Here is a 12,715-nt window from a genome sequence, read left to right on the forward strand (position 1 = left end):
AGGCCATGAAAGGCGCAGTTATCGGGTGCGGGTTTTTCGCACAGAACCAACTAGAGGCTTGGCGCGACATTGACGGTGTTGAAATCGTCGCGTTGTGTGATCAAGACGCAGAACGACTGAACGCCAGCGGCAGTGCTTTTGGTGTTGAACGCCGCTACACCGATGCCGCGAAGATGTTCGATGAGGGTGGTTTTGATTTCGTCGATATTGCGACCACCGTCGGATCGCACCGTGCTTTGGTGGAAATAGCCGCTAAAGCGGGCGTTCATATCATCTGCCAAAAACCTTTCGCTGAAAATATGGCCGACGCCCGCGCCATGGTTAATGCTGCACAGACGGTCGGAAAAACCCTTATGCTGCATGAGAATTTTCGCTGGCAATCACCCATACAAGCAGCTTTGAACATCGTTAAATCCGGCACCATCGGAGAGCCCTTTTTTGGCCGCGTGAGTTTCCGGTCCGGATACGACGTGTTTTCAGGCCAGCCATATCTGGCGGAAGGCAAACGGTTCATAATCGAAGACCTCGGGATTCATATCCTCGACATCTCGCGTGCCTTCTTTGGCGATGCCACGCAGATCGCGGCGACCACACGGCGCATAAACCCCAACATAAACGGCGAAGACGTCGCGACGATGATGTTGACCCATGAGAATGGCGCCACGAGCGTTGTTGATTGTTCTTATGCCACGCAGCGAACACCCGAGACCTTCCCGCAATCCTTGCTGGAAATTGACGGCACGCTCGGCACATTGCGCCTTGATGCCGGGTATCAGCTTACAGTGCAGACAGAAGGTGAGACGCAAACTGACGTCTCCCCGCCACTTCTGCCGTGGGCGCAAAAGCCGTGGCACAATATTCAAGAAAGTGTGCTGACCATTCAGCAGCACTTCGTTGATTGCATCAACTCAGGACGTCAGCCGGAAACATCCGGCGCTGACAACCTCAAGACACTGGCACTGGTCGAAGCTGCCTATATGGCCGCAGAACAAGGGTGCACGGTGTCACTTGCAGACGTATGAGTGACGCCGTTACCCTGTTCGGGACCGACCAGCCCCCTGTTGAGGGGCAACACTACGGGGTTGGTCCGTGGTCTTTCACGCTCGAAGACGGCGCGTTGCGGCACATCGCGTTGCAGGGCCACGAAGCCATTCGCAACATCGCGTTTCTGGTCAGAGATCGCGATTGGGGCACGTTTGTGCCGGCGCTCCACAATTTACAGATCACCCAAACCGACACGGCTTTGGGGATTACCTATGATGCCGTATTCAGCAATAACGATGCGAAACTGGCCGTGCGTGTGTCCATTGATGTCGGCCCTGAAAGTCTTGTCATGTCAGCAACGGGCGACGCGTTGGGATCGTTTGAAACGAACCGTGCTGGGTTCACCGTTCTGCACCCGATCGCGGATGTAGCAGGTCAGCCAGTCCGCGTTAAACACAGCGACGGATCGAGCGAGGACAGCTCGTTTCCTGACCTGATCGACCCTTGGCGGCCCTTTATGGATATCGCAGCCCTAACCAATCAAGTTGGCAGTGCCAAGCTGTGCTGTGCGTTTCATGGCGACATTTTTGAGATGGAAGATCAGCGGCAATGGGGTGATGCATCCTTCAAGACGTATAACCGTCCGCTAGACTTGGCTTGGCCCTATACAATCGCCGATGGCGCGCGCCTGTCACAATCGGTTGCGCTTACTTGGGTACCTAGCGCGACCAGTCCCGCATCGCCGGTCGAAACGGGTGAAGCTAATGCCACCTTCCCAGAAATGGCACTGGTTATTGGCGCGCAAGATGCGTTGCGATTGGCCGATAAACCCAGTGACATTGCAGTTGTGAATCCCCAGCGGTTGCTCTGTCATTTTGATGCAGAACTTGGCGATACAACCGCGCAATTCGAAGCATTCGCAGCAGCGCAGCATGCCTGCCCCGATCAGGTTTTCGATCTCGAATTGATCTGCCTTTTCAACGCTGACCCTGCCACAGAATTGACCATGCTGGCCGCGCAAATGCGCGACGCTGGCTTTGCACCAGACAGTGTCCTTGTCTGCCCGTCAGTTGATCGCCAATCCACGCCACCTGGATCCGAATGGCCTGACTGCCCGCCGTTGGCCGACGTCCACACCGCTGCATCCCACGCGTTTCCTGACGTGACGCGTGGCGGCGGCATGGTGAGTTTCTTCCCCGAGCTGAATCGCAAACGACCGCCCCTCGAACATCTGGATTTCATAAGCCACGGATTATGCCCAATCGTGCATTCAGCCGACGATGTCTCTGTGATGGAAACCCTAGAGTCGATCCCCCATATCACCCGCAGCGCCCGTGCGATTTTCGGCGATATGGAATACCGGATCGGTCCCGCAACGATTGCCATGCGCCAAAACCCATACGGTACGCGCACTATCCCGAACCCCGACAATGAACGAATTTGCATGGCCCATTATGATCCGCGCCATCGCGGCATTTTTGGTGCTGCTTATGCCGTGGGCTTAGCCTGCGCCCTCGCGCCGGTAGGACTGTCTGTTTGGACACCTGCTGCCGTTTACGGCCCGCGTGGGGTGATCGGCGACGACGGGCAGTGGCCTATTTCGTCCGCACTCAATGGCTTGGCCAAGTGTGCAGGACAGAAAGTCCAAAGTGCGCAGGTTGCCCACGGTTGCGCCGAAGCACGCATCGGGAATTTGGATTTGAAAGCAAACCTAACAGCGAAAGCGCAGCAATCATTTGCCCCCTACGCGTGGTCAATCACTGCCGCTAACGCGCCGGAGACGACGTAAACCTAGAGTTTGCACGATTGAGGTGATCGTCCATCGCGCGGACCGCGCCCTCATCGTCATTGGCGCGTAAGAAGTTAACAATCGCTACGTGTTCGTCCAGCGTCTTTTGTTCCTGTCCCGACCAAAGCAGCAACGACGAATGGTATTCAAACAACCACGTTAGCATCATCTCGGTGATGGAATGGATCAGCGGGTTCGCTGTGATCAACGCCAGACGCGTGTGAAACGCGATGTCGGATTTCATAAACGCCTCGGCATTGCCAAGATCGGCGCGCTGCTTTTCGATTAGCGTCACCAAAGCATCTGCATCTGCTGCACGGCACTTCTGCGCAGCAATCCGCACCGTCCCCAATTCAAGCAGATGGCGCACCTGTTTGAGGTGGTCGACATTAGACGGTTCGCTGGAGAGCAACAGTTTTGCGATGTCATCGACTTGATTGAACGCAATACCCGCGGTCAATGCGTTAACACGGCTACGCCCCCCGTGCGTGATCGTAATCAGACCCTTGCTTTGCATCGCTTGCAGGGCTTCTCGCACCGCGGGCCGACCAACACCAAAGCGTTCCATCAGGACACGTTCCGATGGGACAACGTCGCCCGCCGCAAGTTCGCCGCTCGCGACGAGCTCCCGCAAGCGCTCAAACACCTGATCCGACAATTTCATGCGGATAATTTTGCCGTCAGAGTCATCCATATTGCGCATCCTGATCCGTTAGGTGTGCGGGTGCTGCATGCACCCGCAAATCGAAACTTGTCAACTGGTGCTATAAGCGGATCAGAATTGCAAGGCTAGGTGATCCTTTCAATGCTTGCAGCGATCTCATCTGGTTCAAATACACGTTTCCAGTCATCGCGCATCAGAACAGGTTTTCCGAATTCGATTGCCTTGTTGCAAGCGTCTGAAAAGACTCCGTCGATTTCTCCGAAAATGACGGCACCAAGAATGTTCATATGGCCCAGAAGAAAATCACGGGCGGCCTCTTTTGGTACGCCGCGTGCAACGACCTCGTCCATCGCTTCTTTCATCACGTCAAGCAGGGACGCACAGACCGTTTCCGACAATCCGGGCTCAAGGAGAGCCATTTGATCAACTGTCACACGGTGCGACCGCGCGACGGGAGCGAAAATGGTTTTGCCGACTCTCTCTCCAAGGTCGTAATCGCTCTCGGGGCCCTGCATTAGTGCGTTTACAATGCCTTGTTGGGCTGCAATTCCGCCAAAATAATCTTTTCGACCTTCCATCGTTTCTTCGTCATTGAAGATCGGAGGGTGACACGGGTGGCTGACGAAATAGGTCACATCATCGCGGTCCGGCAGGTGCCCCGCGAAGGGCGCAGCGGCATCAAGGCACACGATCATCGCGCCCGATGGAACCTTGTCTATGATCGAAGCAGCCACCTGTTTGATGGCCGTATCCGGAACCGCAAGAACAACAACATTAACGTCCTTAAGGGCGGCATCTGGGTCTTGGCAATCGAACCCAAGTTCTTCCTTCAATCTCGCCTGACCTTGTGGCGAAACCTCGACATGAAACGTTTCAAATTCCGACGTAGCGAGGTTTCTGGACAGCCGAACGCCCATTTTCCCACCCGCACCAAACAAAGCTAGTTTTGTCACACGACACCTCCAATTTTATGTCAATCGGTCGCTCAGATATCCGAATTGACAACTGGTATAATAAGTTACTAAGTATGCCAGAGTGTCAAGAGCCCGATTTATGGTCGACGCCTGAAAAGGAACTGAAGATGAATTCTCTCCCCGACGGATTTCTTGTTGCGTGGTATGGTGATGATTTCACCGGTGCCGCCGCAGTGATGGAGGTTCTTACTTTCTCGGGCATCCCCGCGATGCTGTATTTGGATGTGCCCACGCAAGCGCAGCTTGCACAGTACCCTGATCTGCGCGCGGTTGGTGTCGCTTCAACCGCACGGGCGAGTTCTCCTGATGAAATCACCGAGTCCCTAACACCTGCGTTCGCAGCGCTTCTCGCGCTTGACCCAGCTATTCTTCATTATAAAGTTTGCTCAACCTTGGATTCTTCGCCCGACATTGGATCAATCGGACGGGCCATCGAAATTGGCGCAGACTTGACGGAACCACAGATGGTTCCGGTCCTGATCGCAGCGCCGCAGATGAAGAGATTTCAGGTATTTGGCCATCTGTTTGCGGGACTTGGTGATCAGGTTTACCGACTTGACCGACATCCCGTCATGGCACGCCACCCCGTAACGCCTATGTCTGAATCCGATGTCGCACGTCATATCGCGGCCCAATCAGACAAGATCGACGCAGAACTTTGGGCAGGCAAGCGCCTGCCATCGCGTCCCGATGCCGTTCAAGTGGTCACTCTCGACAGCCAAGATGCCGCCAGCGAAACCTCGGCTGGGCGGATGATCTGGGAAGGCCGCGATGCGAACAGGTTTGTTGTCGGCTCCCAGGGTGTTGAATACGCGCTGGTGCGTCACTGGACCGAAACGGACGCGTTGAAACAGGCCGCCCCACCCAAGGGTGCAGGCCGTGCCGATGGCATGGTCGCTGTGTCAGGCTCAGTATCACCAACCACCGCCGAGCAGATTTCATGGTCACGCGCAAACGGGTTTGAAACAGTCCGCTTTGACGCCACACAGGCAGTCGGGGACGCCAATGCACTGTCCGCTGAGATTGATCGCATCGTGCAGGACGCCCTTGCCGCGATTGAGGCGGGGCGCGACCCCTTGATATTCACCGCCGAAGGGCCCGATGATCCCGCCGTTGCAAGCCTGCATGGCGCCGTTAAAAACTCGGATGCCGACATGGCAAAAGTGAACCGAAAAATCGGTCAAGCCTTGGGCGAAATTCTGGATCGTATCCTGACCAGAAGCGGCATCCGCCGCGCTGTTATTTCTGGCGGGGATACGTCAGGCTACGCCACTAAACAGCTTGGCATTTTCGCGCTGTCAGCGCTGGCCCCGACAATTCCAGGCGCATCGTTATGCAAGGGTCACGCGGACGGGCCGATGGATGGTTTGGAGCTTGCGCTAAAGGGTGGCCAGATGGGCAGCCCCGATTATTTTGGCTGGATTCGCGACGGAGGAGGACAACGATGACCCGCATTACGGCAACCTATGACATCGAAACCCCTTCGGGGCTTGCCCACGCGGCCGCCGTATTGGCAGGTGAACAGTCAACCGGCACCTTTGTTCGACTCGTCAGTGAAACCGATGAACTGCGAGAGCGATCAGGCGCGCGCGTTGAAAGCGTGACACTAACCGGAGCCTCGAAAACACCGTCATTGCCAAGCCGCAAAACAGGCGAAAAATACGAGCGAGGCCTTGTCACCATTAGTTGGCCAATCGGCAATTTTGGAACGTCCCTGCCCACGTTGATGTCCACCCTTGCGGGCAACCTGTTCGAACTAGCAGAGCTGTCAGCCATCAGATTGATTGACGTCGATTTGCCAGAGCAGTTTGCCCGCGATCATCCCGGCCCGCAATTTGGTGCCGAGGGAACCCGCGCATTTATGGGCCACGACAAGGGGCCGTTGATTGGCACGATCATCAAACCCAGCATCGGTTTTACGCCTGACGAAACCGCTGACCTCGTAAGCACACTCGTGACTGCGGGCATCGATTTTATAAAGGACGATGAACTTCAGGCCAACGGCCCTGACTGCCCGTTCGAAGATCGCCTGAACGCCGTCATGCGTGTCATCAATAATCACTCAGATCGAACCGGAAAAAAGGTTCTATATGCGGTGAACATCACCGACGAGATAGACCAGATGTGGCGTAATCTCGACATGATGGACCGTGCTGGTGCGACCTGCGCTATGGTATGCGTAAATTCTGTCGGGCAGACAGGACTGCGCGCCGTGCGTGATCGAAGCAAGGTCTTAATCCACGGGCACCGCGCAGGTTGGGGTATATTCTCGCGGTCGCCTGACATTGGCATCGACTTTGGGGTGATGCAGAAACTCTGGCGTCTTGCTGGGGCCGATCATCTGCACGTTAACGGCCTCGCGAACAAATTTACCGAAAGCGATAACACCGTCGCCCGCGCGGCCAGATCCGTACAACAACCCATTTCTAAAAATGGTGGTTCGGCCCATACCGCCATGCCAGTGTATTCATCGGGGCAAACCATTTGGCAAGTTGATCCGGCACGAAAGTTGCTTGGCAATGACGACTTTATTTATTGCGCAGGCGGCGGAATAATGAGCCATCCCGGCGGCGTTTCGGACGGAGTCAAAAGTTTAAGAGACGCCGCTGAAGCCGCGCGCTTGGGCATCCCACTCGAAGATTTTGCCAAGCCCAATTCCCCGCTCAGAAAAGCGATCGAGACCTTTCAAAAACCCCACCTAACGCTTTCTGATCTCTAAGCCGTAGCCCGAAATGAGTATAACTCGAACGCCGCCCTCCGATAGGTGCTCTGGCCAGGTTGGAGTTCATACGAATGCACACATGGCAAGACCTGCGCGATACTCGTCGCTCCTCTTAAGGTGGCCGCGGCGTCAATTCTGTTTACTCTGCAGGCTTCTAACTGCCTGAATTTCAGCTAAGCTATACGCGGATAGAGGCCGCGCTACGCGCACGAACAGCAAGCAGCCTGTAAGCCGGAAATAAAACGAAGATGAAATAGGGTGGCCTTTGGCCGCCCCTTTTGCGTTTCCGCCCCCGAAAGATCTTCTCAGCTCAAGGCTCATCGGGGTTTGCTTGTCCCTGAGACGACTCATTGCCTGACAGCAGACAAGACCGTGCCACTCAAAGCGTTGATCTCATGGAAGCTACGCTGTTCCGGACGCCCCAACACTCAGGCTTTAACAGCTTCACATTCTTCGAGCAGCAATAAACTTACCCCCCAGCCCTGGAGAATTCCAAACTGGACAGGAATTTCTTCAAATTCGGTTTTGGACGGCATTCCTTCCGAACCATATCCCCTAGGACAGAGTCGAACCTCGGGCATTATGCTTCAGGCGCTAAAAACAAGAAAATCGGGCGTTTCCGCCCGATAGACTTCTTATGCTTGCAAATTGGCTATTCTGACCCGGCCGGTGGCCACTAATTGGTGGTCAGAATAAAAGACACTGACAAATGGTGTGTCCCACAACTAGCCGCACTTCGAATGTCCACACGACCCGCAGGTCATGCAGCCCTCGACCATGCGCAAGTCGTAAGAACCGCACGATCCGCAGGACTTTCCGCGTGGTTTGCTATTCAAAGACACTACGTCAGCTTGAGGGTCGCTTTTTAGCCCCATGCCTTCGCCAGCTAGAAAGCCGGTTGCGATCATGTGCTTTTCGATTACGCCGCCGATCGCTGCGAGGATTGAGGGTACATATTTGCCCTGCATCCATGCACCTCCGCGCGGATCAAAGACCGCTTTCAATTCTTCAACAACGAATGACACATCACCGCCGCGGCGGAATACTGCGCTGATCATCCGGGTCAGGGCCACGGTCCACGCGAAATGTTCCATGTTTTTGGAGTTGATAAACACTTCAAACGGACGACGATGACCAGCGATGACCAGATCATTGATCGTAATATAGATCGCATGCTCAGAATCTGGCCATTTCAGTTTGTAAGTCGCACCTTCTAGCTCGTTCGGGCGGTCCAGAGGCTCTGACATATAGATGATCTCAGATCCTTCGTCGCCTTCACGCACTTGCTCTGGAACCTCAGACGGCGATGCTTCGGATGACACGGACAGAACCGAACCTGTCACATCGTTCGGGCGATAGGTCGTGCAGCCTTTACAGCCCTGATCCCAAGCAGCCATGTAGACCTCTTTGAAATCGTCAAAGCTGATGTCTTCGGGGCAGTTGATCGTCTTTGAGATCGAGCTGTCGATCCATTTTTGCGCTGCGGCCTGCATGCGTACATGGTCAAGTGGCGCAAGCGTCTGCGCGTTCACAAAATAGTCTGGCAAAGGCGCGTCGCCTTTTAGGTCACGCCACAGTTGAACGGCGTAATCGACGACCTCTTCCTCAGTTCGCGACCCATCTTTTTGCAGAACCTTACGGGTATAAGCATAGGCAAACACGGGTTCGATCCCGGATGATACGTTGCCAGCATAAAGGCTGATGGTACCGGTTGGCGCGATTGAGGTGAGCAGCGCATTTCGTATGCCATTTTGACGAATAGCATCACAAACATCATCATCCATGTCCTGCATTGCGCCGCTTGCCAAGAACTTGTCAGCGTCGAACAGCGGGAACGCACCCTTTTCCTTCGCCAAATCCACCGACGCCAGATATGCGGCGCGGGCAATCGCGTGCATCCATTCGTCCGTCTGACGCGCCGCCTCTTCTGATCCATAGCGCAGGCCAACCATTAGCAGCGCATCGGCCAAACCAGTGACGCCCAGCCCGATACGGCGCTTGGCGGCTGCCTCTTGCGCTTGTGCCTCAAGCGGGAAGCGCGATGTATCAACAACGTTATCCATCATGCGCACGGCGGTCGCGACCAGATCAGTCATCGCATCCGGGTCAAGCGCAGCACCGGCTTCAAAAGGATTACTGACAAGGCGGGCCATATTAATCGAGCCAAGCAGACACGCGCCGTAAGGTGGCAAAGGTTGCTCACCACATGGGTTCGTCGCGGCGATGGTTTCGCAGTAGCTCAGGTTGTTCATCTGATTGATGCGGTCGATAAAGATCACGCCGGGTTCGGCATAATTATAGGTCGACTGCATGATGGCATCCCACAATTCGCGGGCTTGAACGGTGCGATATGTCTTTCCGTTGAACACCAAATCCCAAGGTCCGTCCGCCTTAACCGCGTCCATGAAAGGATCAGTAATAAGTACGGACATGTTGAACATGCGCAGACGGGCTGCGTCTGATTTTGCCGTGATGAAGTCTTCGACATCAGGGTGATCGCAACGCATGGTCGCCATCATCGCACCACGACGCGAACCTGCTGACATGATCGTGCGGCACATCGCATCCCAGACGTCCATGAACGACAGCGGGCCAGAGGCATCCGCAGCCACACCCATTACCGATGCGCCTTTGGGGCGAATGGTGCTAAAATCGTAACCGATCCCCCCGCCCTGCTGCATGGTCAGTGCAGCTTCTTTCAGCATGTCAAAGATGCCACCCATGTTGTCAGGCACAGTGCCCATGACGAAACAGTTAAACAGCGTCACAGAACGCGCTGTACCTGCACCTGCAGTGATCCGGCCAGCGGGCAGATATTTAAAATCTGACAACGCGCCATAGAATTTTTCTTCCCAAACCGCCGGGTCTTTTTCGACCACAGCCAAAGATTTAGCGATACGACGCCATGTATCTTCGACCGTTTGATCGATTGGCGTTCCATCTGCCTGCTTGAAGCGGTACTTCATATCCCAGATTTGTTCGGCAATCGGGGCGGCAAAAGCGGTCATGGGATGATCCTTGTTTGATTCTGATGGGCTGCAGCGAGGCTGCAAAGCATAAGCGGTGAATGATTGAAAGCAAGGGCAGCGGCCCTACTTTCAGAATCGTGAGAACCGGTCTATATCGGGATGATGATACCACATCTAGGGGTCAAATGTGACAAAATGCGTAAATATAGTAAAGCTGTCTGTTGGCACTGATGATGTCGCGGGATTGGCTGCATGGCAAGACACGCGTCACGCGCAGTCTGCCGATGGGTATCCCCGGCACATAACCCGCATGTGGCCCAAGCGCGAGGCCGAAATACTTAACGGTGGGTCAATCTATTGGGTGATCAAAGGTGTGATCCAATGCCGCCAGCCCATCATCCGCCTCGATGAAGTCATTGGCGAAGACGGTATCCGCCGTTGCGCTATCGTCAGTAAACCCGGCTTAATCCGCGTTGCTGCAACCCCGCGCCGCGCGTTTCAGGGCTGGCGCTATCTGCCCGCTGACGATGCCCCAGAGGACCTAACTGCTGGGCAACAAGACGAAGAAGCATTGCCCCCCGAACTATCCAGGGCACTCGCAGATATTGGTGTGCGTTAGACGTCACAAATTTCTGGAAATTTGTGACACCACTTCTGCAACTGTCATCACATCGTCGCGGGTACAGTCGAACTGCCCTACTTGCACTCGGATCACAAACCGCCCTTCGTGACGTGTTTGCGTCAAATATACGCGACCATCATCATTTATGCGTTCAAGCAAAGCTTCGGTCTTAGCATCATCACCAAATTGAAACGTGAACAGTGACAAAATTGGCCCCGTCACAATTTCACAGCCTTCGATTTGCTTGATCGCTTCGGCCAGTTCCCCTGCCCAAGCTACATGATTTCTAATGCGCTGACGCAGCCCATCCAACCCATAGGCCCGCAACACGAACCAAACCTTCAACGCACGAAACCGTCGCCCTAATGGTACGGTCCATTCGTTGAAGTTCACGATCTCGTCCTGCCCCAAGGTCTGCAGATACTCTGGCCGTAATCCAAGTGACCTAATCTGAGGCGCGGGATCTGCAAGAAACTGAACCGCACAATCAAACTGCACACCCAGCCATTTGTGTGGATTGAACACAACGCTATCAGCGCGATCAACGCCCCCCCATAGATCGCGAAACTCTGCGCAGATCATCGCGGACCCAGCCCAAGCCGCGTCTACATGGGTGTAAAGATCGTGCCGCTTTGCGACAGCCAAACATTCAGTAATCGGATCACATGCGCCGATCGACGTTCCGCCAGTACACAAAACGACCCCGGCAGGTTTATGTCCTGCGGCTATGTCCGCGCGGATCGCAGCATCAAGCGCATCAGGGTCCATGCCATAATCGGCACGTGTCGGCACCTTGACTAAATTGGCCTGCCCGATGCCTGCAACGCGCGCAGCCTTATCTACCGACGAATGCGTCTGCGCCGATGCGTATATCCGCAACCGCGGTCCACCAAACAGTCCGTCTTCGACCGAACGCCATCCTGTCGCCCGATCACGCATGGTAAGCACCGCCGATAATGTTGCAGTGGTCGCACTGTCATGGATCGTCCCCGTAAAATGATCCGAAAGCCCCAAAGCCGCACGCAACCAACCGACCATGACCTGTTCGATCTCGGTCGCGGCAGGCGAAGTCTGCCAAAGCATGGCTTGGGCTGCGATAGCACTGGTTAGCTGCTCGGCCAACATTGATGCAGGTGATGCATTTGCAGGGAAATAAGCAAAGAACCTTGGGTGCTGCCAATGCGTGATTGCGTTAGGCACGGTCGCCTCAAAGTCCGCAAAAATCTGTTCCATTGGTTCAGGCGCGTCAGGGGCGACAGCTGGCAGCTTTGCCGCCGTATCCCCATAGGCAACTTGCGCCCTTACAGGTCGATCACGCAATCCGTTGTGATAATCAAGCGCCCATTCAGCCGCGCGACGCGACCATTCTAACAATTCATCATGTGTCATCGCAGCACTTAGCCATACCGCACAGGCGGGAACAACCCTTTGGTTAGTTGATCACCCCAGCCGTCGAAAACCCGCATTGCTCTGCGATCTTTCCGTAGGCGGCGGTAAAGCCAGCGAGCGACGCGCCATAGACGACTTCACCATCCAGCGTGATCCAAAGCTGGCCTGCCTGACGCATGGTTTGTAACAGCCAAAGACTATCGTCTTGATGTGCTTGCGCATAAGCAAACCGAATGCCGTCGTCATCGAACCCGGCGGTCACAAAACCTTCGGTCACGTTGTCTGGGTCAAATTCAAACAGCACGCGCTGCCTGTCTTTCATCAGCGTATCGTAACCGCGCGGCGCAGTTTCGTATAATGCCGGCGCGGGATAGTATGCTGGCGGCAATGCGTCACCATTTGACACTTCAATGCGCAAAGACGGCATGCCATCGCCACCTGTCAACGCGGTGCAGTCGATACGCGTATCTTCTCCGGTATCGACGGTTTCGACTATGACACGCCAGTCTTTGTAATCCCAGTATTCAGTGTCGGCATGCGCAGCTATTGGCAGTAATGTAAAAACGGCAAAAGCGAATTTCATAAGGTGGCCCCAAAATTCA

The 12,715-nt window shown here is 54.9% G+C and carries 10 protein-coding genes; 5 read left to right on the forward strand and 5 right to left on the reverse strand.

Features of this window, described 5'->3' with window-relative positions; all coding sequences use genetic code 11:
* Positions 1–5 precede the first annotated feature (5 nt).
* On the forward strand, positions 6–1,022 hold the full coding sequence (locus CLV80_RS15115) for a Gfo/Idh/MocA family protein (RefSeq protein ID WP_106358779.1): 1,017 nt from the start codon (positions 6–8) through the stop codon (positions 1,020–1,022).
* Positions 1,019–2,773 carry a D-apionate lactonase family protein gene (locus tag CLV80_RS15120; RefSeq protein ID WP_207766599.1) on the forward strand — a complete coding sequence of 585 codons (1,755 nt, stop codon included), beginning with the start codon at positions 1,019–1,021 and terminating at the stop codon, positions 2,771–2,773. Before CLV80_RS15115 ends, CLV80_RS15120 begins: the two co-directional genes overlap by 4 nt.
* Here CLV80_RS15120 and nanR read toward each other — a convergent pair.
* The gene (gene nanR, locus CLV80_RS15125; RefSeq protein ID WP_243394593.1) at positions 2,751–3,467 is read right to left on the reverse strand and encodes a transcriptional regulator NanR; all 717 of its coding nucleotides are present in this window, start codon (positions 3,465–3,467) and stop codon (positions 2,751–2,753) included. The genes CLV80_RS15120 and nanR overlap by 23 nt on opposite strands.
* A 95-nt stretch (positions 3,468–3,562) precedes the next feature.
* Positions 3,563–4,390 carry a phosphogluconate dehydrogenase C-terminal domain-containing protein gene (locus CLV80_RS15130; RefSeq protein WP_106358781.1) on the reverse strand — a complete coding sequence of 276 codons (828 nt, stop codon included), beginning with the start codon at positions 4,388–4,390 and terminating at the stop codon, positions 3,563–3,565.
* Positions 4,391–4,518: 128 nt separating this feature from the next.
* On the opposite strand from CLV80_RS15130, the gene CLV80_RS15135 reads away from it, so the two are divergent.
* Positions 4,519–5,859, forward strand: coding sequence for a four-carbon acid sugar kinase family protein (locus CLV80_RS15135; RefSeq protein WP_243394594.1), 1,341 nt, complete (start codon positions 4,519–4,521; stop codon positions 5,857–5,859).
* Entirely contained in the window at positions 5,856–7,130 is a 1,275-nt protein-coding gene (locus tag CLV80_RS15140) for a ribulose-bisphosphate carboxylase large subunit family protein (protein ID WP_106358783.1), read from the forward strand. Before CLV80_RS15135 ends, CLV80_RS15140 begins: the two co-directional genes overlap by 4 nt.
* A gap of 728 nt (positions 7,131–7,858) precedes the next feature.
* Here the strand turns inward: CLV80_RS15140 and CLV80_RS15145 are convergent.
* A complete protein-coding gene (locus CLV80_RS15145; RefSeq protein ID WP_106358784.1) occupies positions 7,859–10,141 on the reverse strand; it encodes an adenosylcobalamin-dependent ribonucleoside-diphosphate reductase in 2,283 nt (760 codons plus the stop codon).
* Between the two features lie 148 nt (positions 10,142–10,289).
* On the opposite strand from CLV80_RS15145, the gene CLV80_RS15150 reads away from it, so the two are divergent.
* The gene (locus CLV80_RS15150; protein WP_106358785.1) at positions 10,290–10,721 is read left to right on the forward strand and encodes a DUF1489 family protein; all 432 of its coding nucleotides are present in this window, start codon (positions 10,290–10,292) and stop codon (positions 10,719–10,721) included.
* Positions 10,722–10,724: 3 nt separating this feature from the next.
* Here CLV80_RS15150 and CLV80_RS15155 read toward each other — a convergent pair whose 3' ends face one another.
* Positions 10,725–12,113, reverse strand: a complete 1,389-nt coding sequence (locus tag CLV80_RS15155; protein WP_106358786.1) for a pyridoxal phosphate-dependent decarboxylase family protein — start codon at positions 12,111–12,113, stop codon at positions 10,725–10,727.
* Positions 12,114–12,156: 43 nt separating this feature from the next.
* Positions 12,157–12,696, reverse strand: coding sequence for a hypothetical protein (locus CLV80_RS15160; RefSeq protein ID WP_106358787.1), 540 nt, complete (start codon positions 12,694–12,696; stop codon positions 12,157–12,159).
* Positions 12,697–12,715 lie beyond the last annotated feature (19 nt).

It is taken from the genome of Yoonia maritima, assembly GCF_003003285.1.
Lineage (GTDB): Bacteria > Pseudomonadota > Alphaproteobacteria > Rhodobacterales > Rhodobacteraceae > Yoonia > Yoonia maritima.